Source organism: Streptomyces hazeniae, from assembly GCF_031845485.1.
Taxonomy (GTDB): Bacteria; Actinomycetota; Actinomycetes; order Streptomycetales; family Streptomycetaceae; genus Streptomyces; species Streptomyces hazeniae.
This window is the reverse complement of record NZ_JAVREQ010000001.1, coordinates 244,825-268,274: the sequence shown is the minus strand read 5'-3', so window position 1 is coordinate 268,274 and position 23,450 is coordinate 244,825. Positions and strand designations below refer to the sequence as shown.

Genomic DNA, 23,450 nt, shown 5'->3' with positions numbered 1-23,450 from the left:
GTCAGATCCCTAATGAGCGGCCCCCGGCTTTACTGTTCCTTGGTTACGAACCTGAAGCCTTCTCGTCCAAAAGTTTCTGATTTCGGCACACAGGGCGAAGATGTGTGTGCTCAGCGTTGTCATCAGTTCACTTCATGAACGTGACCTCCCCGCACTCATACCGGCTGGTCACTTTTGATCACTCGGCAAACGGGTGGTCACACCCACATGGCGTACCGATGGACGTACTCCTGTGCCTTCGAAATGGGTACGCTCCCCGCCGTCAGGGCAACCGTTCGCGAGGAGTCGAGTCCCGTGTCGGAACACGCGGTGAACACACCACCCCAGCAGGGTCAGAAGCTCGTCTACGACTTCACCGAGGGCAACAAGGACCTCAAGGACCTGCTCGGCGGCAAGGGGGCCAACCTCGCCGAGATGACCAACCTCGGCCTCCCCGTGCCGCCCGGCTTCACCATCACCACCGAGGCGTGCAAGGTCTACCTCGACTCCGGTGCCGAACCCCCGGCTCTCCGGGACGAGGTGAGCGCCCACCTCGACGCGCTCGAGCGGAAGATGGGCAAGAAGCTCGGCCAGGCCGACGACCCCCTCCTGGTGTCCGTCCGCTCGGGCGCCAAGTTCTCCATGCCCGGCATGATGGACACCGTCCTCAACATCGGCCTGTCCGACGCCTCCGTGCAGGGGCTCGCCTCCCAGTCCGGCGACGAGCGGTTCGCCTGGGACTCCTACCGCCGCCTGATCCAGATGTTCGGCGAGACCGTGCTCGGCATCGACGGCGAGCTGTTCTCCGACACCCTCGACGAGGCGAAGAAGACGCACGGCGCCCGCACCGACGTCGACCTCCCGGCCTCCGAACTCCGGAACCTCGTCGACGCGTTCAAGGCGATCGTCGCCAAGGAGACCGGCCGCGACTTCCCGCAGGACCCGCGCGACCAGATGGACCTCGCCGTCCGGGCCGTCTTCGACTCGTGGAACGGCGACCGCGCCAAGCTGTACCGCCGCCAGGAGCGCATCCCGCACGACCTCGGCACCGCCGTCAACATCTGCTCCATGGTGTTCGGCAACCTCGGCCCCGACTCCGGCACCGGCGTCGCCTTCACCCGCGACCCGGCCAGCGGCCACCAGGGCATCTACGGCGACTACCTCCAGAACGCGCAGGGCGAGGACGTCGTCGCCGGCATCCGCAACACCGTGCCGCTCGCCGACCTCGAACAGCTCGACAAGGCGTCGTACGACCAGCTCCTCGACATCATGGAGCGGCTGGAGAACCACTACCTCGACCTCTGCGACATCGAGTTCACCATCGAGCGCGGCAAGCTCTGGATGCTCCAGACGCGCGTGGGCAAGCGCACGGCCGCCGCCGCGTTCCGCATCGCCACGCAGCTCGTCGACCAGGGCCTCATCGACGAGGCGGAGGCGCTGCGTCGCGTCAACGGCGCGCAGCTCGCGCAGCTGATGTTCCCGCGCTTCGCCTCCGACGTGGAGCTGGACACCATCGGCCGGGGCATCGCCGCCTCCCCGGGTGCGGCCGTCGGCAAGGCCGTCTTCGACTCGTACACGGCCATCAAGTGGTCGCGTTCCGGCGAGAAGGTCATCCTCATCCGCCGCGAGACCAACCCCGACGACCTCGACGGCATGCTCGCCGCCGAGGGCATCCTCACGTCCCGCGGCGGCAAGACCTCGCACGCCGCCGTCGTCGCCCGCGGCATGGGCAAGACCTGCGTGTGCGGCGCGGAGGAACTGGAGGTCGACACCAAGCGCCGCCGGCTGACCACCGCCGCCGGGACGGTCGTCGAGGAGGGCGACGTCGTCTCCATCGACGGCTCCACCGGCAAGGTGTACCTCGGCGAGGTGCCCGTCGTGCCGTCGCCGGTCGTCGAGTACTTCGAGGGCCGCATGCACGCGGGCGCCGACGACGCCGACGAGCTGGTCAAGGCCGTGCACCGGATCATGGCGTACGCCGACCGCGTCCGCCGCCTCCGGGTGCGCGCCAACGCCGACAACGCCGAGGACGCCGGCCGCGCCCGCCGCTTCGGCGCCCAGGGCATCGGCCTGTGCCGCACCGAGCACATGTTCCTCGGCGAGCGCCGCGAGCTGGTCGAGCGGCTGATCCTCGCCGACACCGACGACGAGCGCGAAGAGGCCCTGGGCGCGCTGCTCCCGCTGCAGAAGGCGGACTTCGTCGAACTGTTCGAGACCATGGACGGCCTGCCGGTGACCGTGCGGCTGCTCGACCCGCCGCTGCACGAGTTCCTGCCGGACATCACCGAGCTGTCCGTACGCGTCGCCCTCGCCGAGTCCCGCAAGGACCACAACGAGAACGACCTGCGGCTCCTCCAGGCCGTGCACCGCCTGCACGAGCAGAATCCGATGCTCGGCCTGCGCGGCGTCCGCCTCGGCCTGGTCATCCCCGGCCTGTTCACCATGCAGGTGCGCGCCATCGCGGAGGCCGTCGCCGAGCGGAAGACCCAGGCGAAGGGCGACCCGCGCGCCGAGATCATGATCCCGCTGGTCGGGACGGTGCAGGAGCTGGAGATCGTCCGCGACGAGGCGGAGGAGGTCATCGCCGAGGTCGAGGGCGCCTACGGCACCTCGCTGGGCCTCACCCTCGGCACCATGATCGAGCTGCCGCGCGCCGCGCTGACCGCCGGACAGATCGCGGAGTGCGCCGACTTCTTCTCCTTCGGCACCAACGACCTCACGCAGACCGTGTGGGGCTTCAGCCGGGACGACGTGGAGGCCAGCTTCTTCACCGCCTACCTGGAGAAGGGCATCTTCGGCGTCTCCCCGTTCGAGACCATCGACAAGGACGGCGTCGGCTCGCTGGTCCGCAACGCGGTCGAGGCAGGGCGGGCCACCCGCCCCGACCTCAAGCTCGGCGTCTGCGGCGAGCACGGCGGCGACCCGGAGTCCGTGCACTTCTTCCACGAGGCAGGACTGGACTACGTGTCCTGTTCGCCGTTCCGCATCCCGGTCGCCCGCCTGGAGGCGGGCCGCGCCGCCGCCAACGGCGGCTGACCGGAAGCCGCTTCCGGGGCCGTCGGCGTTCTCTTCACCCTCACCGACGCCGGCCGGTTCCGGGACCGAAGGAGGGGGCGGTGCCTCGTGCGGAAGGCACCGCCCCCTCCGCCATGCCCGCGCCGGGCCATCGCGGGGCGACGGGATACCGGACGAAGTGTCATCAATGACGGCAAATGGGACAAAAGGGGTTGCGAGATGCTGGTTGCACCGCGCATCGATCACCCCCGGGGTCTCCTCATCTGCGGGTTCGGTCCCTAGCATGAACGGGCAATGACTCGAACCTTCATTCGGTCATCACCGGCAGATCCGGCAATGAGGGCGGACGCGGTGATGGCACCCACCACGGCGTGCACAGGAGGAGCTGTGCCGCCGAGGCGTTCCGGCCCGGCCTTCCCCCGCCGGTGAGGACCGCTCTTCCCGGCCCCCGCCGTCTGCCTGCCCGGCGCACACGCCGCGCGGGCTTTCAGCTCCGTCCCCCCGACCCCCGAGGGCATCTCCTATGAACGCACTGCCGCTGCTCCTGATCGGCCTCGCGATGTTCGCGGGCGGATACCTCCTGTACTCGAAGTTCCTCGCCAACCGGGTCTACAAGCTCGACCCGTCCTTCAGAACCCCCGCGCACGAGATGCAGGACGGCGTCGACTACGTCCCGACCAACAAGTTCGTGCTGTGGGGCCACCACTTCACCTCGGTCGCGGGAGCGGCGCCGATCGTCGGCCCCGCCGTCGCCGTGATCTGGGGCTGGGTCCCCGCGTTCCTGTGGGTCACCCTCGGCACCGTCTTCTTCGCGGGCATGCACGACCTCGGCGCCCTGTGGGCCTCGGCGCGCAACAAGGGCCGCTCGATCGGCGCGCTCTCCGGCCGCTACATCGGCGCCCGGGGCGCGAACCTCTTCCTCGTCGTGATCTTCCTGCTGCTCCTGATGGTCGTCGCGGCCTTCGCGGTCGTCATCAAGAACCTGCTGATCTCCACCCCCTCCGCCGTGATCCCCGCCTGGGGCGCCGTCGCGGTCGCCCTGCTGGTCGGCCAGGCCGTCTACCGCTACAAGATGAGCCTCGGCCTGGTCACCGTCGTCGGCGTCGCGGCGCTCTACGGCCTGATCCTGCTGGGCGACGCCGTCCCGGTGGAGCTGCCCGACCCCATCCTGGGCATGTCCCCGGCCACCTTCTGGATCCTCGCGCTCTTCGTCTACGCCGGCATCGCCTCCCTGCTGCCCGTGTGGGTGCTGCTCCAGCCGCGTGACTACATCAACGGCGTCCAGCTCTTCGTCGGCCTCGGCATCCTGTTCGGCTCGGTGCTGCTCAGCGCCCCGACGGTCGTCGCCCCGGCCCTCAACGACGCCGTGCCCGCAGGCACTCCGGGCCTCATGCCGCTGCTCTTCGTCACCGTCGCGTGCGGTGCCATCTCGGGCTTCCACGGCATGGTCTCCTCCGGCACCAGCTCCAAGCAGCTCGACAAGGAGACCGACGCCCGCTTCGTCGGCTACTTCGGCGCGGTCGGCGAGGGCCTGCTCGCGCTCGGCGCGATCATCGCCGCCATCGCGGGCTACCGCACCCTGGCCGACTGGGAGGCCGTCTACAGCGCCTTCGGCGAGGGCGGCGTCACGGCGTTCGTCGACGGCGGCGGCGCGATCCTCAACGCCGGCCTGGGCCTGCCGGTCTCGCTCAGCGCGACGGTCCTGGCCACCATGGCGATCCTGTTCGCCGCCACCACCATGGACACCGGCGTGCGCCTGCTGCGCTTCGTCGTCCAGGAGGCCGGCGAGGTCGCGAAGGTGAAGATCAACAACGGCGTCGGCACCCTCATCGCCGTCGGCGTCGGTCTGGGACTCACCTTCAGCCAGGGCGCCGGAGGCGAGGGCGGCCTCCGCATCTGGCCGCTGTTCGGCACCAGCAACCAGCTGCTGGCCTCGCTGACCCTGTCCATCGTCGCGGTCATGCTGATCCGCAAGCGGCGCAACCCGGTGCCCGCGCTGGTGCCGCTCGCCTTCGTGTTCGTGATGGCGTTCTGGGCAGCCCTCGTGCAGCTCGGCGACTTCTACGACACCGGTGACTGGCTGCTGCTGGTCATCGACCTCGTCATCATCGTCGCCGCCGTGTGGGTCGCCTTCGAAGCCGTCGTCGCGATGCGCAAGGCCTCCCAGGAGCCCCCGGAGGCCCTGGACGCCGACGCGACGCAGAAGGCCGAGATCAAGGGGTGACGACGACGTCCCGGCGGGCCTCGTTCCGGGCCCGCTGGTCCGCGTTCCGGGCCGGGCTGGAGGAGTTCTACGCCGGTCCCTACCGGCGTACCTTCGCCCGCGCCCGGCGCGAGGAGGACGACCTCTTCCGGATGGTCGTCCTCGCGGAGGCCCTGGGCGTGCCGGACCCGGCGGCGTACTACACCGCCGAGCTGATGCCCGCCCTCTACGAGGACTTCCACGCCTGGCACCGCCGCATGGGCATGGACCGCTCACCCCTGGAGCACGTCGGATGCTGCTAGGCCCTGCCCTGGACCTCCTCGCCGCGCGCCGGGTCGTCTTCGTCGGCGGCAAGGGGGGCGTCGGCAAGACGTCCGTCGCCGCGGCGCTCGCCCTGGGCCGTGCCCGGGCGGGCGCCCGCGTGCTGCTGGTCTCCACCGACCCCGCCCACAACCTCGGCCACCTCTGGGACCGCCCGGTGGGCGACGAGCCCGTACGCCTCGCCGAATCCTCCGGTGCAGGGGAGACCGGGGGCCACGTGGACGGGCTGGAGATCGACCCGGACCGTACGGTCGCCCAGCACCTGTCCGCCGTCTCCGCCACGATGCGGCGCCTGCTCCCCGAACGGATGCACGGACCCGCCGCCCGCCACCTGGACCTGGCCCGGCAGGCCCCCGGCACCCACGAGTCGGCCGTCCTGGAACGGATCGCCGAGGCGGTGCAACTCGGGGACGCCTCCTACGACCTGGTCGTCTTCGACACCGCCCCCTCCGGCCACACGCTGCGGCTGCTCGCCCTGCCCGAACAGCTCACCTCCTGGACCGAGACCCTGCTCGCCAACCGCGACCGCTCCGAACGGTTCGGCGCCGCGCTGCGCGGACTCGGCGGCGACGAGGAGCCCGACCGCGACGCCGAGCTGCGCCGCATCCTGCTGCGCCGCCGCGACCGCTTCGCCCGGCTGCGCGAGGTGGTGACGGACCCGGCGCAGTCGGCCTTCGTACTCGTGCTGACCGCCGAACCCCTCCCGATCGCCGAGACGCTGGAGGTGCAGGAGAAGCTCACCGGCCTCGGCGTCGAGGTGACCGCACTCGTCGCCAACCGCCGCTCCCCGGCGGACGCCGGTGAACTCCTCGCCCAGCGGCGGAAACAGGAGGACGCCCACCTCGCCCGCCTCCGGGACCGTCTCCCGGACGTCCCCCTCCTCGACGTCCCGCTCCTCCCGGGCGACCTCGTCGGCCCCGAAGCCCTCGCCACCCTGGCCGACCATCTCGGGAACGCCTCTGCATGAGGCCCCAGGTGTCCTACGGCCGTGCGTCCCGAGGGCTCAGCCGGTCGATCTCGGCGAGCACCCAGGCCACATGCGGACGCACCTGCGCGCGCAGCGCCTCGCTCCAGCGCTCCTCGGAGTAGCGGCAGTGGAAGCAGGGCCCGCCTGGCGTGTTCGACGGTGCTCGCGCGTGGGCGATGCCGGTAGTCGTAGCGCCCGGTGGCGCGCGTGGGCGCTACGACAGACGGCCGGGACCAGCGACGCGACGGCGGCTTCAGCGGTGGGCGCGCCGCACCGCACATGTGCCGTTCCCTCACATACCGGGGGACCTATTCGGCCAACTGTCCGGTCTGCAGTGCTCGTTGTGGCGCCGGGCAACCATTGCCTCCCGGCAATCAGTGCAGGCAGAGGACGTCCCCCGGCGGGGCTTGTTCTCGCACGTTTGAGCCTGGGGCGCCGTATATGCGGCGCGCGGTGTGCAGAGGTGTGGAATGTTGTGCGGGTCAGGCGGTCAGGGGAGGCCGTCGACTGACACTTCCTTGGGGGGAAGCGTATGCGTACACGTGCCTTGAGCACGTCTGTTCGGCATGCCCGCGTCGCGAACGTGTGGGGGTTCGCCGGTGGTGTGCCCGCGGTCCCGTGTCGGCGAAGGCCGCTGCCGTGGGGCAGGGCGGTGTCCGCGGTCGCCGCGGGCGCGGTGCTGTCCCTGATGGGCAGTGGCGTCGCGCTGGCGGGTTCGGGCCCGGAGCCCGAGCAGCCTCCGGCGTCGGGGTCGGCCGCGACCGAGGCGGGAAACCCGGCGAGCGTCCGGGCGCAGGCGGCGGGGGTGTGTGCGGACGCCTACCAGATCGGCACGACGTCCTATGCCTACCGGCAGGGCGAGGAGATCGCTTCGGTGAAGCAGTTCTACTCGCCGGAGTGCAACGAGAACTACGGCTACGTGTGGGTGTGGAAGTCCTTCCTCGACAAGGACATCACCTTCGACCTGACGGTGGGCGTGTGGTCCTACGAGCGGGAGTACGTGGTCGGCGCACAGACCACGTTCGACACGCACGAGCAGGAGTTCTGGAGCGGTGGCGCCGACACGGTCGAGGAGTGCACCTCGGGCGACGGCGTGTTGACCGTGCCTGGTGAGCAGGGCGGTTACCCGGCGCGCACCTCGAAGCGCTGCTGAGAGCCGCTTCCGGTCCAGGAACACTCCGGCTCCCCGACGGAGCGGTGTGTTCTGGTCCGGTCTCCCTTGCGCCGGGCCCTCAGGTCTCTGAGCGAGAAGGCAAGGGGTGCGGGTGGTGCCGCTGGCACGGCACCACCCGCCATAGAACGTCCCGGTCCATCCGATTGCGACAGTTGGGGGAGTCCCACATGCATGTTGGCATGCCCGCTATCCGGCGCCGTAGACGCCGGGTCCGTCTGGCGGCGGTGTCCGTCGCCGCTGCGACGGCCACGGTCGTCGCGCTGGTGCCCGCCACGGCGGCGGCAGACCAGACCGCGTCACCGGCCAGGTCGGTGTTCACCGCCGACCCGCCGCCGGTGCCGCAAGGAGTGACCAAGGCGCCGACCAGTACGCCGATAGGCGTGCCCGGCAGTAAGCGGCCGACGGTCACCGCAGGCATCCTGCAGTCCTCCTTCCAGGGCATCGGCACGGGGAAGGTGCCCTGGTCGGACTTCCATCAGGCGCAGTTGACCGACGCGGTCGCCGCGCAGGTGAACGTGGGCAACGGCAACCTGCTGCTCACGCTGACCGCTTTCGACGTGGCCGACCCCGGACCGGGTGGGGGGCTGAAGTTCGGGCACGCCTACAACGGCCTGAACACCTCCTGGAAGTCCTCCACGGGCGCGGACTATCTGGTGCGGGAGCCGAACTCCGGCGCCGTCTACGTCCAGGGCCCCAGCGGCACGATCGCCGTCTTCGAGCGGGACGGCGACGACCTCACCCCGGCTCCGGGGTACCGGCAGGACCTGGAGGAGTCCTCGGACGGCAAGACCTTCACCCTCACCGACCGCGGCAGCGGCCGCGAGACGACCTTCACCCGTCCGGACGACGACATCAGCACCGCGGCGCGGGTCTCGAGGATCGAGGACAACAACGGCAACGCCACCACCTTCGCCTACGACGGTGGCCTGACCCGCACCATGACGGGTGTCTCGGGGCGGAAGCTGACCTTCACCCATCAGGACGGACGCCTGGTGAAGGTGGCCGACCACACCGGACGGGAGGCCACCTACGCCTGGGACGGGCCGGACCTGGCCTCGTTCACCGACACCGCCGGTGCCACCACCCGTTTCGACTACGACGCCTCCCACCGGCTCACGAAGGTGACCACTCCGGAAGGCCGGCGGACGACCTTCACCTGGGACACCAACCGCGTCGGCTCGATCACCCGCGTCACCGACGAAGCCGAAGGAACCGGGCCCACCACCGCCTTCCGCTGGGTCCTGCCGCAGCCCGGCTCGCCCGGCGAGGGCGTGGTGCGCATCACCGGCCCCCGTGGTGAACACACCCTCAAAACGGTCGACTCCCGCTGGCGGACCCGCAAGACCGAAGACCCCCTCGGCCACGAACGCAGCGCCGAATGGAATGCCGACAACAGCGTGGTGACCGCCACCGACGCCATGGGAGTGGGCGGCGACCCCGGAAACGCCACCACCTTCGGCTGGAACAACCGCGGCGCGATGACCTCCGCAGAACTGCCCACCGGCGCCACCACCTCACTCAGCGCCTACCAGACCATCTCGGGCGCCGACCTGCCGGGCACGATCACCACCCCGGACGGCGAACAAACCGACTACGACTACGACACGAAAGGCAACACCCTCTCCGTCGCGGTCGCCGGCGACGACGGCGGCAGCCGGGAGTTCACCTACCAGGACTCCGACACCGACTGCGGCGGTTTCGACGGTCAGCGTTGTACGGCAGAGCAGCCGCACAAGGACGGCGAGTCTGCTCCCACGACGCACTTCACCTATAACGGCGACGGTGACTTGACCACGGTCGATCCCCCCGAGCCGAAGGGCGACACGACCTACACCTACGACGCTCTGGGCCGGACGAAGACCGTCACCGACGGCCGCGAGCAGACCCTCACCTACACCTACGACAACCGCGACCGCGTCACCCGCGTGGAGCCCGAGACCGGCGCCGCGATCGTCTACACCTGGGACGACGACGGGAACCGCACCTCCCGCACCGACACCACGGGCACCACCGGATACACCTACGACGACCTGAGCCGCGAGACGGTGCGCACCCTCCAGGACGGCTCGCAGACCGTGCTGGCCTACACCCCGAACGGCAACCTCGACTACTACCGCGACGCCGGCGGCGAGACCGACTACACCTATGACGCCGCGAATCGTCTGACCGACCTGACCGCGCCGGACGGCAAGACCACCACCTTCGACCACAACAGCAACGGCGAGCGCACCAAGACCACCTATCCCGGTGGCACCGTTCAGGAGATCGATCTGGACGATTCGGGACGTCCGCAGCGGATCACCGCCACCTCCGACGTCGGCACCCTGGTCGATCTGTCCTACGACTACTCCCGCACCGAGGGCGGTGAGACGGTCGACGGGACGAAGATCCGAGCGAAGACCGACCATGTCACGGGTCTGGACTACACCTACAGCTACAACTCGGCGGGCCGATTGTCCTATGCGGAGGAGCAGGACGGTTCGGAGAAGGTGGCGGGCTGGCAGTACTGCTACGACCCGGCGGGGAACGTCACTTCCCAGGGCGTGACCGAGGGGTGTCCTCGCGGTACCGAGTACACCTACAACGACGCCTCCCAGCTCACCGCGAAGAACGGGGAGGGCTCGGGCTGGTCCTACGACGAGGCCGGCAACGAAACTGCCGGTGCGCCGACGACGGCCGACACCCGGACCGGTGAGAAGTACTCCGCCTACGACCAGCTCACCGAGATCACCCACGACGGCGCCACCTACACCGCGGAGTACGCGGGCACCAGCAACGCCGAACGTGTGCGTTTCGGTGACACGACGTTCCGCAATACTCCGCTGGGTCTGTCCGCTCAGACGACGGGCGGCGTCACCACCGGGTTCGTTCGCGAGCCGGCGGGCACACTCAACTCCATGACGCGCGGCGGGGAGAGCTACTACTACCTGACCGACGCCCTCGGTTCCGTCGTCGCTCTGACCGACGAGTCCGGTAACAAGGTCAACGCCTACGACTACAAGCCCCGCGGCTCCCTCCGCGCCGGCAGCAGCGAACAGGTGCCGCAGCCCTACCACTTCACCGGCACTTACCACGACCCCACCCACCTCTACAAGATGGGAGCCCGCTACTACGACAGCCGCACGGGCCGCTTCACCCAACCCGACCCCAGCGGCCAAGAGACCAACCCCTACCTCTACGCCCAAGGCGACTTCATCAACCGGATCGATCCGAGCGGCCTGTTCAGCTTCGCCGATTCGGTGGGCATCGTGACGGGCACCTTGGCTGGAGCCGCTGGAATTGCCCTTGTGGCCAGTTCCTGCGCACTTACTGCGGGCATCACCTGCGTCGCGGGCGCGATGGTGACCGGAGCGCTATGGGGAGCGGGTGGCGGCGCGTTGGGCTCGACCCTCGCCGGCGGGACGGCAGCTGAACGCAAGAACGGAACTCTTGGCGGAATGGCCGGAGGCGCGACCTCGGGCATAGCCGCGTGGATCTTCCCCACCTCCTGATGGGATCGCCTACAGAATGCAACGCTTGAAGCGCGCTGTCGCTCCAGTCCTGGCCTCCGGTGCACTAGCCGCTGCTGCCGGCAGCCTGGCAACAGCCATCGGCCTGTTGGAAGGTGCTGTCTGGCAAGCAGCGATTCTGTTCGGAAGCGCCGGAACAGTCGCTGGCGCGCTAGTCACCTTCCTGAGGGAGAAAAACAGCAGAAGCTGAAGGGAACTGCAGCGCAAGCGCTTCCAGCGCTCTCGGTTCCGTCGTCGCTCTGACCGACGAGTCCGGTAACAAGGTCAACGCCTACGACTACAAGCCCCGCGGCTCCCTCCGCGCCGGCAGCAGCGAACAGGTGCCGCAGCCCTACCACTTCACCGGCACTTACCACGACCCCACCCACCTCTACAAGATGGGAGCCCGTTAAGAATGCTGGGCTATCTGCAACTTGTGGGAGCGCTATTGATGGGTGGAATAGTGCTTGCTGTGGCAGCTTCCGGTAAGCCTGGAATTCCCTTTGGGGTAGCGCCAATTTTCTTCCTCTGTAGTGGCATTTTGACACTCGCACTAGCGCGACGACGTCGCAAGCTAACCTAGCCTACTGCCTTCGCTCGGCTAGGTGGAGCATTTCGCTCCAGCGGTCGCGAATCCGGTCTCAGATGCTTCATCCCCTAACTGGAATTCGCAGTTGCGCCGCCCTTAATGATTTCTGGGCGGCGCAGCCGTAGGGCAGAAAATAAATGAGAATGACCGCTACCACGACAGCCGCACCGGCCGGTTCACCGAACCCGACCTCTCGGGCCAGGAACGGGACTTTCCTCGTGGGACATTCTGGGAGCAGTTGGTGACCTTGTTCAGGGAGGGATACACCTCGCTCAGGGAGACACGAGAGCTCTGTCAGGGGTGGCGGCGCGGCCCGTCATTCCCGGCACGCAAGGAGAGAAACCACAGATGGAACGCATTATGTTCATCCTCCCCCTGATTGGGGGAGTTCTGGTATTCATCTTTCGCAAGAAATGGATAGACGCTTCAACGGCGAGCCACTATGCATTCTTTGGGGAGCGAGGAATTAGGCTGCAAGAGAAGTTTGCGCGCTTCTTCGTTCCCTTCGTTTCATTGGGGCTTATAGCGGTAGCAGTCTTGGGGTTTTGCGGGGTCGAATGGCTCCAGGGTCGACGGGGTGATCTCCACGGGCGATCAGTTCCCTTTCCTATCTGGCTTTTGAGAGGGGATCACCGTCACACCACCAGAATGGAGGGGGCGCCTGTGCTGGGCGGCATCAGTCTATCTGCGGGCTGGCAAAGTTTTCCGTAGCCGGAGCGTGCCTTTCCCTGAGGCTAGGGGGTGATAAGCATGGATAAGCTGAGCTACGCATTCGTCGCCCTTGCGCTGCTGACGATGATGGCCGTGCTGGTGAAGTACATGGCGGAGCGGGACACCCGAAGAAGCAAGAAATAGAGTGATGGGTCTCTCCGCTGTAGCGCTCGTGGTAATCAGCCTCGTGGTGCTGCTCATCACCTGAGGCGAGCACGGCGATGGCTGGATTGCGCTCCAGTAGGCATGTTGCAATCCTGTCAGCAGTTACTGTAACAGGTGTCGAAAGAAGGAGTCGATGACGGAAAAGAGTTGGGTAGGCGTCCTCGCCTTCATCGCATCTATCTCAACAGCCGCACTTATTGCGATGTCGCCAAACGCGCTTGATCTCCCAGCCGTCTGGTGGTCTTGTGTGGTGCTGACGACCTTGGCTCTCTTGCTTTTGGGCATCCTCATATTTCACAAACGTGGAAATTCGAGAAAATGACGTCCTGGCGTTATCTACCTCAGTTCAAGCACTCTTGATCCAAGAGTCGACTCTTGTGCTTTCTCTGAGCCCCATCGGTGCTGGGGTATCAACTTTGCGGTTCTGAGTGGCCGAGTCTTATTAATGGTCTAGTCGCGACAGATCACGATCCGCTGTGGGGTGAGTAGGAGGAATTTTGAGTCAGGGGGATGCCCCAGGTCATCGACAGCTTTCTCGCGGGAAGCGCCCTGACGATGCAGCCTTCAGATGGCGACCACATGTACGTCTGCCGGTGCGAGGACCGCCAGGTAGGCGTGGATGTCTTCCGGGTCGGTGGTGAAGATCACCGCGCTTCCGTGCCGTGCCGCTGCCAGGGCCACCCAGGCGTCCACTGCGTCCGGCCGCTTCTTAGCCGCCAGGGAGGCCTGCCCCAGAGCGGTACCGATACGCCGCCAGTCTGCGAGGTCCGGGCCGGTCGCGCAGGCCAGGCACTCCGGACGGCCGGCCTTCATCTCCCGCATGGGCGGCTCGGACGTACGGGCCTGCGGGATCGTGCAGTCCTTCAGGACTCCGGAGAGAGCGTGTACCAAGGCCGGCTGGGGGCGCCACACCTGGGCGAGGACCGGTCCGAGTACGAGCGCCCGGTGCGGGACCGAACGCAGTCCTTCGTGGAGAGCCACGGCCTTCGCCTTGCGGTCGGCGAGGGCAATGAGCATGCCGGTGTCATACACCGGCACCCGCGCGCTCACGCGGCATGCCCCGGGCGGCGGCCCTGGGTCTGGTCCAGGCCCTGGACCAGACCCAGGGCCGCTTCGACCTCGCGGCGTTCCTGCTCGGTCAGTGCTGCGGTCGGCTCCGGAGCGGAGTCGGGGGACAGCCCGTCCGCTGCCCGCTCAGCCTGGGCGATGAGGGCGTCGACCTGAGCGAACTGTGCCTCTATGGCGTCGCTCTCCGCCATCTGGAGTGTTGCGGCATGCAGAACATAGGCCGAGACGTCCATGCCAGCCCGTTCCGCGTGCTGCTTGATGCGTTCGGCCTGGTCGTTCTCCAGACTGATGGTGATGCGCGTCTTCGCCATGAAAGAATCGTAATACGCGTATGACGGCAGTGCCAGTGTGAGCACGCGGAGGGCATGGGGCGCGCCCTGCCGTCGGCCCCCTCCGCTTCGCTTCCCCGGGTAGCCCGCCCCCACCGCAAGGCAGCCGCCCCGAGGCTGCGGGACCGCGGGCGACGCCGCCGGGCGAGTGTGCGATACGCGCGACGCGGGTCGCCCGCGCTCGCAATGCGTGACGGAAGCGCTCAGCGGCTTCGAGGAGACCGGTTAGCCGTTGCGCGGCTTCCGTACGAGGCCGACGACGCCGGCGGTCAGGCCGCCCACGACCAGGACCAGTCCGCCGATGTTGTCCCACTGCGGTCCGGACTCGGCCTCGCGGATGCGGTTGTAGCTCTCGATGGATATGGGGCAGCCCTTCTCCTCGTCGACGAAGCCCGACGTCACGCTGGAGTCCTTGGCACACTCCGCCTCCGGTCCCTCGGGCTCCCACACCATCAGTCCCACGCCGAGGACGATCAACAGGGCGGCGAGAGCGAGCAGTCTGGATCTGGTCATGACGTACCTCGGTTGCTAGTGCGAGAAATGGCGAACTTCGAAAGGCGGTAGGAACGTACACCGGGCCGCCGACAATTCATGTGCCGGCCGGGAAAGTGCAGGGGTGTCCCCGGGAGCGGGGACGGTACCCGAACGTTCCCTCTGTGTGAGGCGCGCGCTCGTGTGGCGGACAGCGCGCCGCCTGACATCTGTCCATATGCTCGGCGGCATGAGCATTCAACGGATGGACAACGTCGCCATCGTCGTCGAAGACCTGGACGCGGCCGTCGAGTTCTTCACGGCACTCGGCATGGAGCTGGAGGGCCGGGCGCAGATCGAGGGAGGCTTCGCTGACCTCAGCGTTGGACTCGACGGCATCCGGAGCGAGATCGCGATGATGCGGACCCCGGACGGCCACAGCAAGCTGGAACTGACCAAGTACCACGCACCCGAGCTGTCCGGCGCAGGGCCGGAGAACCCTCCGCCCAACACGCTGGGCCTGCACCGCGTCATGTTCGCCGTCGACGACATGGACGGCACCCTCGTCCGTCTGCGGGCCCACGGCGCCGAACTCCTGGGTGAGGTGGCGCAGTACGAGAACATGTACCGGCTCTGCTACCTGCGCGGCCCCGCAGGCATCATCGTCGCCCTGGCCGAACAGATCGGCTGAGCCGGGGCCTTGTCCTCAGGAACGGGCTTCCTGGCGCGCTGCGTAGGCGGTGAACGCCGTCCAGCCTGCGGAGGAGACGGTGAAGCCGGGACGCGCGACGTCCTTGGAGTCCCGCACGTGCACGGCGTCGGTCGCGGCGGCGACCTCGATGCAGTCAGGTCCGTCGTTGCTGCTGTAGCTGCTCTTCGTCCACTTTGGAGTGGACTCGTGCTCGGCAGCGCCGGTCCTGAGCGTCATGTCTCTCCCAGAATCTTCTCGATTGCGGACACGGATTCGCGAGGTGAGAGGGCCTGAGCTCGCAGGAACCCATAGCGCATCTCCAGGATGTGCACGTCTTTGGGCGTTGAGATCACACGACTGGACAGTTGGGCTTCCGAGTGCCCCAAGGTGGTGCCGTCGCTCAGCCTAATCAACCGGATTTCGCCGGCCATCCCTGCGTGCTCCTCCCTCCCCGTCGGCATCAGTTGGATGCTTACATGACGCAGCCGCCCGACCTCCAACAGGTGTTCGAGCTGTCGACGTAGGACCATACTGCCCCCGATCGGACGGCGGAGCGTCACCTCTTCCTGGATGAAAGTCAGCGTGGGGGGCTGCGAGCGCCGGATGACCTCCTGCCGAGCCATGCGAGCAGAGACATGCTGGTCGATCTGCTCCTCGGAGAAGGCGGGCCAGCGCATGCCGTACAGAGCACGCGCGTACTCCTCGGTCTGCAGCAGACCGTGCATGTTGTGGTTGGAGTAAGCGCCGAGTTCGACCGCGTCGGCCTCCAGCTTCGCCAGGTCGCGCACCTTCTTCGGGTACCGGGCCTCGGCCACGTCCTTCTGCAGCGCGGTCAGCAAGCCGTCCGCGTGCAGCACCTCGTCCGCTTTGCTCAGGAACTCCGGCTTCGGCACCCGTCGGCCGCGCTCGACGGAGGAGACCTGCTCCAGGCTGTACCCGATGGCCGCACCGAGTTCGGCCTGCGTCATGCCGGACCGCTCCCGGCAGAGTTTCACCAGCTTGCCGACCGTCCGGACGACGGCCGCCGTGTCGTCCTCGTCCCACGCCGCGCCTCCGGGCGGGTGTTCTGTCCCGTCCTCCATGCCCACCTCCATGTCCCGGCTGTGCTCAACCGCCGCTGCCCGCATGCCGTCACGCTGTGCAGCCCGGACAACGACCGGACGGCAGCCGGACGGTGACCGTGCGTACGGGCGGAATCACTGTTCACCGTAGAGGCGGACGGACACGCTGGGTGACGTGAATCGTCAAAGTTCCCCCGTAACGGGTCGTCAGTTCTCCGTGCAGTTGTCCGCCACCCGCCGTGGCGCCCGGCTCGCACGTCGGCTCTCCGTCCAGCAACTCGCCGAGTGGGGCTGGGGCTACGACTCCGTCGCCTCCGGTGCCGTCGCGCACGTCGTCGCCGAGCTGGCCGTGAACGCCGTCCAGCACGGGCGCGTGCCGGGACGCGACTTCCGGCTGCGCATGGCCCTCGACGACGCGGAACGGCTTCGCGTCGAGGTGGTCGACGCGCGGTTCGACCGGCTGCCGCCCGGCCCGGCCCGCAGGACTGACGCTTTGGCGGAGACCGGTCGCGGACTCGTCATCGTCCGGGCCCTCGCCGACCGCTGGGGCGTCGAACTCCGGCCCGCGCCCTGCAAGACGGTGTGGGCCGAGCTGAATCTCCGCTCGGCCCGGTGAGGGCATGTGTGGGACGGCAACCTCGTTGCCGCCCCCACACACGGATGGGGCGGGTGCGTCAGAAGCCCCGGGCCAGGAGGCCGTCGCTGAGGAGCTTGGTGCGGATCATGCCCGCGTCGCTGCCGCGGTCGAGGCTGCCGCTGAACGGCACCGGGGACCAGGCGTATTCGCCGGGGAACTGGTGGCCGGACAGTTCGTCGATGCGCCGTGCCCCGTCCTCGCCCACGTTGTGGACCGCGTACTGCCGGGTGAAGCTCTCCGAGCAGTGGTCGTTGCCCAGCGCTCCGTCCTCGCACGAGCCGAGCGAGGCGTAGTTGCCGTGCTTGTTCTCGGCCGAGTAGATCCGTGCGACGTAGGGCGAGCCGCCGGCGTCCCGGCCCCAGGAGCAGTCGTTGCCCAGCAGGCGTTCGTCGGTGTGCTCGAAGGCGGTGCCCTGGTGGGCGGTCGTCTTCAGCGCGAAGGCGCCGTAGCCGTTGGGGCAGTCGGCGCGGGGAGCGAGCGTGAGGGCGAACGGCTCGACGTCGCCGGAGTGCCCGCCGCCGAACCAGTCGCCGCAGTCCTGCCGGTACAGGATCGTGTACATGATGGCGATCTTGCCGGGGTCGGCGGGGTGGGGTCTGACCCGGGCCAGCGCGGTGCCCGGGTTGCTGCTCGTCGCCGGGTCGGTGCAGCCCGAGTCCTCGCCGCTGTCGAACCAGACCCAGGGGAAGTGCCGGGCGGCGAGGGTGTCCTCCAGGGCGTCGTCGAGGCCGTCGCCGTCTCCGTCTCCGGCCGCCTGGGCCTGCGCGGGACCGGACATCATCGCGGTGAAGAGGACGAGCAGGGACGCGAGCAGGCCGCGCAGCAGATGACGTTTCACGTCTCTCCTTGAGGGATGGCTGAGGGGAAGTGCCTTCCGTGCCGTGGCGGCGTTCCGGGCGCAGCCGGGGCGCCAGGCGCGACGGGACGGTACAGCCGACTCCGGCTGCGCGATCCCGCCCGTGCGGCGGGATCGAAGGAGACCCCCACTCTCCGGCCGCCTCGGGTGTAACCCGGGTGCGTCCCGCATCTGTCGCGCGGCGCCGACGTCCGGGATGCTGGCGAGCTATGACGAGACCAGGTTCCGGGCTGAAGTCCCGTACACGTGCCGGAGTGTGGGTGGTGGCCGCCGGGCTGGCGCTGACGCTGAGCGGAGGACCGCCCGCGGGCGCCGACACCGACACGCCGCAGGGCGCCGCGCTGCAGGGCGCGATCGACCGCATCCTCGCCGACGAACGCCTCGACGGCGGCGCGGCGAGCGTGGTCGTGCAGGACGCCGAGAGCGGCGACGTGCTGTACGCACACGAGTCGGGCGACCGGCTGATGCCCGCCTCCAACACGAAGCTGGCCACCTCCGTGGCCGCCACCGCACTGCTGGGGACCGATCACCGCTTCCGCACCGACGTCCTCGCCGACGGGCGGCAGCGCGGGCGCGTGCTGCGCGGCGACCTCTACCTGCGCGGTACGGGCGACCCGACGATCCTCGCCGAGGACTACGACAAGCTCGCCGAGGAGGTCGCCGACTCCGGCATCAAGCACGTGTTCGGCGACCTGGTCGCCGACGACACCCGGTTCGACGACCGGCGTCTCGGCCGTTCCTGGGCCGCCGACGACGAGTCCGCGTACTACTCCTCGCAGATCTCACCGCTCACCGTCGCCCCCGACACCGACTACGACGCGGGCACCGTCTACGTCGAGGCCGCACCGGGCGACGAACCCGGCGACGAACCGAAGGTCACGGTCACCCCGCCCAACGACTACGTGACGGTCGACGTGCGCGGCACCACCGTCGCCGAGGGCGAGACCGACACGCTCTCCATCGACCGCGAGCACGGGAACAACACGCTCGTCATCGAAGGCGACATCCCCGTCGGCGCGAACCCGACCCGCTCCTGGACGGCCGTGTGGGAGCCCACCGGCCTCGCCGCGGCCGTCTTCGCCGACGCGCTGGCCGACCACGGCGTCCGCGTCCACGGCGACACCCGCTTCGGCCGCGCCGCGCCCGACGACGCCGACGTCCTCGCCGCGCACGACTCCATGAAGCTGGAGGACCTGCTGGTCCCCTTCATGAAGCTGTCCAACAACAACCATGCCGAGGTGCTGACCAAGGCCGTCGGCCACGAGGTCGCGGGGGAGGGCACCTGGGACGCCGGTCTGTCCGCGATCGAGGACTACCTCGCCAAGGAGGGCGTCGACACCTCCACCCTCCGCCAGGTCGACGGTTCCGGGCTGTCCCGGATGAACAACATCCCCAGCGCGGAGTTCGCCCAGCTCCTGGTCTCCGTGCGCGACGCGCCCTGGTTCGACGCGTGGTACGCCTCGCTGCCCGTCGCCTGCGAGTCCGACCGCATGGTCGGCGGCACACTGCGCTCCCGTATGTGCGACACCCCGGCCGCGGGCAACGTCCACGCCAAGACCGGTTCGCTGACCGGTGCTTCGGGCCTCTCCGGGTACGTCACCGACGCCGACGGCCGCGAGCTGGTCTTCAGCATCCTCCTCAACAACTACCTGGCCTCCTCCGTGAAGAGCATCGAGGACGCCATCGCGGTCACCCTCGCCTCGCACGGCGAGGACGGCACGCGCCGCATCACCCCGCCCACCGCGCGGAACGGCGAACCCCCGGCCCACGTGGAGTGCTCCTGGCTCAAGCCGCGCCACTGCTGACGGCTCCCTCCCGCACACGAACGGGCCGGCCGCCGTCGGGAGACGGCGGCCGGCCCGTTCGCCGTGGGCCCGTCGGCCGGTAGGTTCGGCACGGAGCCGACGGCCAGGGGGGAGGAACCATGAGCGAGCCCGGCGAACCGCGGGCGGCCGGCGCGGCCGACGCCGCCGAGAGGCGGGGTGGGGACGAGCCGGCGGACCGCGACACACCGCGTCCCAGCAGCCGGGGCAAGCAGTACGCCCTGTGGGCCGGACTCGCCGTCTGCGTCGCCTTCCTCGCCTGGGTGGCCTGGGGCCTCATCCAGTTCGACCACGCCCTGGAGCATCCGCAGGAGGGCGGCTTCTCGGGCTGGCAGTGCGAACCCGGGCGCGACTGTTCGCGCTGACGCCCCCGCCGTCGCGTGGACGGCCGGGGCGCGGCGGGTGGCCCGCCGTGCCCCGGCCGTGCGGGTCAGTTCAGCTCGATCAGCAGGTCGCCGCCCTCGACCTGCTGGACCTTGCCGATGGCGAGGCGGGAGACGGTGCCGGAGCGCTGGGCGGTGATGGAGGCCTCCATCTTCATCGCCTCGATGGTGGCGACGGTGTCGCCCTCCGTCACCTCGTCGCCCTCGGCGACCTGGAGGGTGACCGCGCCCGCGAACGGGGCGGCGATGTGGCGGTCGTTGGAGGTGTCCGCCTTCTCCGCGACCTTCACGTCCGTGGTCACCGACCGGTCGCGGACCGACACCGGGCGGAGCTGACCGTTGAGCGTGGTCAGGACGGTGCGGTGACCGGTCTCGTCCGGCTCGGAGATGGCCTCCAGCTGGATCAGCAGGGTGACGCCCGGCTCCAGTTCGGCGGTGTGCTCGATGTCCGGTTCGAGGCCGAAGAAGAAGTCCTTGCTGGTGAGCACCGAGGTGTCGCCGTAGGAGCTGCGGTGCTCGCGGAACTCCTTGTCCGGGCCGGGGAAGAGCAGCCGGTTGAGCGTGCCGGGCCGGTCGTCGCGCAGCCCGTCGCGGTCCTCCCCGGACAGCGGCACGGACTCGGCGCCCGGCTTGCGGCCCTGGAGGGCGCGGGTGCGGAACGGTTCGGGCCAGCCGCCGGGCGGGTCGCCCAGCTCGCCGCGCAGGAAGCCGATCACCGAGTCCGGCACGTCGAACTTCCCCGGGTCGGACTCGAAGTCCTTCGGTTCGACGCCCGCGCCGACCAGGTGCAGCGCCAGGTCGCCGACGACCTTGGAGGACGGGGTGACCTTGACCAGCCGGCCCAGCATCCGGTCGGCGGCGGCGTAGCAGTCCTCGATCAGCTCGAAACGGTCGCCCAGCCCGAGCGCGATGGCCTGCTGGCGCAGGTTGGAGAGCTGCCCGCCGGGGATCTCGTGCTGGTACACGCGCCCGGTGGGGGAGGGCAGTGCGGCCTCGAAGGGGGCGTAGATCTTGCGGACGGCCTCCCAGTACGGCTCCAGGTCGCCGACGGCGGCCAGGTTCAGTCCGGTGGCCCGTTCGGTGTGGTCGGTCGCCGCGACCAGCGCCGACAGCGACGGCTGGCTGGTCGTGCCGGCCATCGAGGCCACCGCGGCGTCCACCGCGTCCACGCCCGCGTCGATGGCGGTGATGAGGGTGGCGAGCTGGCCGCCCGCCGTGTCGTGGGTGTGCAGGTGCACCGGCAGGTCGAACCGTTCGCGCAGCGCGGTGACGAGCTTCCGTGCGGCCGGCGGGCGCAGCAGCCCGGCCATGTCCTTGATGGCCAGCACGTGCGCCCCGGCCTCGACGATCTCCTCGGCGAGCCGCAGGTAGTAGTCGAGGGTGTAGAGCTGCTCGGACGGGTCGGAGAGATCCCCCGTGTAACAGAGCGCGACCTCCGCGACCGAGGTGCCGGTCTCGCGCACGGCGTCGATCGCCGGGCGCATCTGCGACACGTCGTTGAGCGCGTCGAAGATGCGGAAGACGTCCATGCCGGTGGCCGCGGCCTCCGCGACGAAGGCGCTGGTGACCTCCGTGGGGTACGGCGTGTAGCCGACGGTGTTGCGGCCGCGGAGCAGCATCTGGGTGCAGAGGTTGGGCGCGGCCTCGCGCAGGGCCGCGAGCCGTTCCCACGGGTCCTCGGCGAGGAAGCGCAGCGCCACGTCGTACGTCGCCCCGCCCCAGCACTCCAGGCTGAGGAGCTGCGGCGCGATGCGCGCGACGTGCGGGGCGACGGCCAGCAGGTCGCGGGTGCGCACGCGGGTGGCCAGCAGCGACTGGTGCGCGTCGCGGAACGTGGTGTCGGTGACCGCCACCGCCTTCTGCTGTCGCAGCCGCTCCGCGAACCGCTCCGGGCCCAGCTCGCGCAGCAGCTGCCGGGAGCCGTCCGGGGCGGGCGCGTTCAGGTCGACGGCGGGCAGCTTGAGCGCCGGGTCGGCGACCTGCGGGCGGGGGCCGTGCGGGCGGTTCACGGTCACGTCGGCCAGGTAGTGCAGCAGCCGGGTGCCGCGGTCGGCGGGCTTGCGGGCCTCCAGCAGCTCCGGGTGCTCGTCGATGAAGGAGGTGGTGACCCGGCTCTCGGAGAAGTCCGGGTGGTCCAGCACGGACGCGAGGAACGGCAGGTTCGTGGCCACGCCCCGGATGCGGAACTCGGCGATGGCGCGCCGAGCACGGCGTACGGCGGTCTCCCAGCTCTCGCCGTTGCAGGTGAGCTTCACCAGCATGGAGTCGAAGTGCGCGCTGGTCTCGGCGCCGGTGTGGGTGGTGCCGCCGTCCAGCCGCACCCCGGGGCCGCCGGGGGAGCGGTAGGCACTGATGAAGCCGGTGTCGGGGCGGAAGCCGTTCGCCGGGTCCTCGGTGGTGATGCGGCACTGCAGGGCGGCGCCGGTCGTGCGGATGGCGTCTTGGGTGTAGCCCAGCTCGTTCAGCGTGGCGCCCGCCGCGACGCGCAGCTGGGCGATGACTAGGTCGCGGCCGGTGACCTGCTCGGTCACGGTGTGCTCGACCTGGATGCGCGGGTTCATCTCGATGAAGACGTGCCGCCCGCGCTCGTCCAGCAGGAACTCCACGGTGCCGGCGTTGACGTAGCCGATGTGCCGGGCGAACGCCACCGCGTCGTCGCAGATCCGCTGCCGCACCTCGGGGTCGAGGTTCTGCGCGGGGGCGATCTCCACGACCTTCTGGTGGCGGCGCTGCACGGAGCAGTCGCGCTCGTAGAGGTGGACGACGTCGCCGGAGGCGTCGGCGAGGATCTGCACCTCGATGTGGCGTGGCTTGACCACGGCCTCTTCGAGGAAGACCGTCGGGTCGCCGAAGGCGGACTCGGCCTCGCGCATCGCCGCCTCGACGGACTCGCGCAGCTTCTCGGGCTGCTCCACGCGGCGCATGCCGCGCCCGCCGCCACCGGCGACGGCCTTCACGAAGACGGGGAAGCCGATGTCGTCGGCCGCCCCGACGAGGGCGTCCACGTCGGCGGACGGCTCGGACGACCGCAGCACGCTCACGCCCGCCTCGCGGGCCGCCGCCACGGCGCGCGCCTTGTTCCCGGTCAGCTGGAGCACGTGGGCGGGCGGGCCGACGAACTTGATGCCCGCGTCCTCGCAGGCCTGCGCCAGCTCCGGGTTCTCCGACTGGAAGCCGTAACCGGGATAGACGGCGTCGGCGCCGGCCTTCCGGGCCGCCTTCACCACCTCGTCCACCGACAGGTACGCCCGAACGGGGTGCCCGGGCTCGCCGATCTGGTACGCCTCGTCCGCCTTGGCCCGGTGCAGGGAGTTGCGGTCTTCGTACGGGTAGACGGCGACGGTCGAGACGCCCAGCTCATAGGCGGCGCGGAACGCCCTGATGGCGATCTCGCCCCGGTTGGCCACGAGCACCTTGCGCAACATACGGCTCCCTGCTCTCTTCCGGACCGGATGCCGAGATCGTAGAGGGTGACACCCTTCCCCGGAACAGGTGGCACTCGGTGCCATTCATCACGCC

General features: G+C 69.3%; 17 protein-coding genes. 10 read left to right on the top strand and 7 right to left on the bottom strand.

Annotation, left to right across the window (positions count from 1 at the left end; translation table 11 throughout):
- The first annotated feature begins 243 nt into the window (after nucleotides 1–243).
- The 6 genes from ppdK to RM572_RS01420 all read left to right on the top strand — a co-directional run bounded on the left by ppdK (nucleotide 244) and on the right by RM572_RS01420 (nucleotide 11,150).
- Nucleotides 244–3,015, top strand: a complete 2,772-nt coding sequence (gene ppdK / locus RM572_RS01445; RefSeq protein ID WP_394813488.1) for a pyruvate, phosphate dikinase — start codon at nucleotides 244–246, stop codon at nucleotides 3,013–3,015.
- 502 nt (nucleotides 3,016–3,517) lie between these two features.
- Complete coding sequence (locus tag RM572_RS01440) at nucleotides 3,518–5,218, top strand: carbon starvation CstA family protein (protein WP_311671422.1); 1,701 nt, start codon at nucleotides 3,518–3,520, stop codon at nucleotides 5,216–5,218.
- Nucleotides 5,215–5,499 (top strand): cory-CC-star protein, encoded by a 285-nt coding sequence (locus RM572_RS01435; protein ID WP_027763782.1) that lies wholly within the window; start codon nucleotides 5,215–5,217, stop codon nucleotides 5,497–5,499. Before RM572_RS01440 ends, RM572_RS01435 begins: the two co-directional genes overlap by 4 nt.
- Entirely contained in the window at nucleotides 5,490–6,485 is a 996-nt protein-coding gene (locus RM572_RS01430; RefSeq protein ID WP_311671421.1) for an ArsA family ATPase, read from the top strand. Before RM572_RS01435 ends, RM572_RS01430 begins: the two co-directional genes overlap by 10 nt.
- Before the next feature lie 652 nt (nucleotides 6,486–7,137).
- Entirely contained in the window at nucleotides 7,138–7,638 is a 501-nt protein-coding gene (locus RM572_RS01425; RefSeq protein WP_311671420.1) for a hypothetical protein, read from the top strand.
- A gap of 200 nt (nucleotides 7,639–7,838) precedes the next feature.
- Nucleotides 7,839–11,150 carry an RHS repeat domain-containing protein gene (locus RM572_RS01420; protein ID WP_311671419.1) on the top strand — a complete coding sequence of 1,104 codons (3,312 nt, stop codon included), beginning with the start codon at nucleotides 7,839–7,841 and terminating at the stop codon, nucleotides 11,148–11,150.
- Nucleotides 11,151–13,176: 2,026 nt separating this feature from the next.
- Here RM572_RS01420 and RM572_RS01415 read toward each other — a convergent pair.
- The 3 genes from RM572_RS01415 to RM572_RS01405 form a co-directional block, all read right to left on the bottom strand.
- Entirely contained in the window at nucleotides 13,177–13,629 is a 453-nt protein-coding gene (locus RM572_RS01415; protein ID WP_311671418.1) for a hypothetical protein, read from the bottom strand.
- Between the two features lie 29 nt (nucleotides 13,630–13,658).
- Entirely contained in the window at nucleotides 13,659–13,991 is a 333-nt protein-coding gene (locus RM572_RS01410; RefSeq protein ID WP_311671417.1) for a plasmid mobilization protein, read from the bottom strand.
- A gap of 243 nt (nucleotides 13,992–14,234) precedes the next feature.
- The gene (locus tag RM572_RS01405) at nucleotides 14,235–14,522 is read right to left on the bottom strand and encodes a hypothetical protein (protein WP_311671416.1); all 288 of its coding nucleotides are present in this window, start codon (nucleotides 14,520–14,522) and stop codon (nucleotides 14,235–14,237) included.
- A gap of 208 nt (nucleotides 14,523–14,730) precedes the next feature.
- Between RM572_RS01405 and RM572_RS01400 the strand changes: the two genes are divergently transcribed.
- A complete protein-coding gene (locus RM572_RS01400) occupies nucleotides 14,731–15,171 on the top strand; it encodes a VOC family protein (RefSeq protein WP_311671415.1) in 441 nt (146 codons plus the stop codon).
- 15 nt (nucleotides 15,172–15,186) lie between these two features.
- On the opposite strand, the gene RM572_RS01395 is transcribed toward RM572_RS01400, so the two are convergent.
- A complete protein-coding gene (locus RM572_RS01395) occupies nucleotides 15,187–15,408 on the bottom strand; it encodes a DUF397 domain-containing protein (protein WP_311671414.1) in 222 nt (73 codons plus the stop codon).
- Nucleotides 15,405–16,253 carry a helix-turn-helix domain-containing protein gene (locus tag RM572_RS01390; RefSeq protein ID WP_311671413.1) on the bottom strand — a complete coding sequence of 283 codons (849 nt, stop codon included), beginning with the start codon at nucleotides 16,251–16,253 and terminating at the stop codon, nucleotides 15,405–15,407. The genes RM572_RS01395 and RM572_RS01390 overlap by 4 nt, the downstream gene beginning before the upstream one ends.
- Nucleotides 16,254–16,449: 196 nt before the next feature.
- Here RM572_RS01390 and RM572_RS01385 point away from each other — a divergent pair, with 196 nt between their 5' ends.
- Nucleotides 16,450–16,848, top strand: a complete 399-nt coding sequence (locus RM572_RS01385) for an ATP-binding protein (RefSeq protein WP_311671412.1) — start codon at nucleotides 16,450–16,452, stop codon at nucleotides 16,846–16,848.
- A gap of 58 nt (nucleotides 16,849–16,906) precedes the next feature.
- On the opposite strand, the gene RM572_RS01380 is transcribed toward RM572_RS01385, so the two are convergent.
- Complete coding sequence (locus RM572_RS01380; protein ID WP_051308272.1) at nucleotides 16,907–17,707, bottom strand: hypothetical protein; 801 nt, start codon at nucleotides 17,705–17,707, stop codon at nucleotides 16,907–16,909.
- A 227-nt stretch (nucleotides 17,708–17,934) separates the two neighbouring features.
- Between RM572_RS01380 and dacB the strand changes: the two genes are divergently transcribed.
- Together dacB and RM572_RS01370 are read left to right on the top strand one after the other, a co-directional pair.
- Nucleotides 17,935–19,530, top strand: coding sequence for a D-alanyl-D-alanine carboxypeptidase/D-alanyl-D-alanine endopeptidase (gene dacB, locus RM572_RS01375; protein ID WP_311671411.1), 1,596 nt, complete (start codon nucleotides 17,935–17,937; stop codon nucleotides 19,528–19,530).
- 119 nt (nucleotides 19,531–19,649) lie between these two features.
- Nucleotides 19,650–19,913 carry a hypothetical protein gene (locus RM572_RS01370; RefSeq protein WP_311671410.1) on the top strand — a complete coding sequence of 88 codons (264 nt, stop codon included), beginning with the start codon at nucleotides 19,650–19,652 and terminating at the stop codon, nucleotides 19,911–19,913.
- 65 nt (nucleotides 19,914–19,978) lie between these two features.
- Here RM572_RS01370 and RM572_RS01365 read toward each other — a convergent pair whose 3' ends face one another.
- Entirely contained in the window at nucleotides 19,979–23,356 is a 3,378-nt protein-coding gene (locus RM572_RS01365) for a pyruvate carboxylase (RefSeq protein WP_311671409.1), read from the bottom strand.
- Between the last annotated feature and the right edge of the window lie 94 nt (nucleotides 23,357–23,450).

Bases quoted from the DNA above. Each gene is read 5' to 3' on its own strand.
- ppdK (WP_394813488.1), top strand. From the start codon at position 244: ATGGGTACGCTCCCCGCCGTCAGGGCAACCGTTCGCGAGGAGTCGAGT.
- RM572_RS01440 (WP_311671422.1), top strand. From the start codon at position 3,518: ATGAACGCACTGCCGCTGCTCCTGATCGGCCTCGCGATGTTCGCGGGC.
- RM572_RS01430 (WP_311671421.1), top strand. From the start codon at position 5,490: ATGCTGCTAGGCCCTGCCCTGGACCTCCTCGCCGCGCGCCGGGTCGTC.
- RM572_RS01420 (WP_311671419.1), top strand. From the start codon at position 7,839: ATGCCCGCTATCCGGCGCCGTAGACGCCGGGTCCGTCTGGCGGCGGTG.
- RM572_RS01415 (WP_311671418.1), bottom strand. From the start codon at position 13,629: ATGCTCATTGCCCTCGCCGACCGCAAGGCGAAGGCCGTGGCTCTCCAC.
- RM572_RS01410 (WP_311671417.1), bottom strand. From the start codon at position 13,991: ATGGCGAAGACGCGCATCACCATCAGTCTGGAGAACGACCAGGCCGAA.
- RM572_RS01405 (WP_311671416.1), bottom strand. From the start codon at position 14,522: ATGACCAGATCCAGACTGCTCGCTCTCGCCGCCCTGTTGATCGTCCTC.
- RM572_RS01400 (WP_311671415.1), top strand. From the start codon at position 14,731: ATGAGCATTCAACGGATGGACAACGTCGCCATCGTCGTCGAAGACCTG.
- RM572_RS01395 (WP_311671414.1), bottom strand. From the start codon at position 15,408: ATGACGCTCAGGACCGGCGCTGCCGAGCACGAGTCCACTCCAAAGTGG.
- RM572_RS01390 (WP_311671413.1), bottom strand. From the start codon at position 16,253: ATGGAGGACGGGACAGAACACCCGCCCGGAGGCGCGGCGTGGGACGAG.
- dacB (WP_311671411.1), top strand. From the start codon at position 17,935: ATGACGAGACCAGGTTCCGGGCTGAAGTCCCGTACACGTGCCGGAGTG.
- RM572_RS01370 (WP_311671410.1), top strand. From the start codon at position 19,650: ATGAGCGAGCCCGGCGAACCGCGGGCGGCCGGCGCGGCCGACGCCGCC.
- RM572_RS01365 (WP_311671409.1), bottom strand. From the start codon at position 23,356: ATGTTGCGCAAGGTGCTCGTGGCCAACCGGGGCGAGATCGCCATCAGG.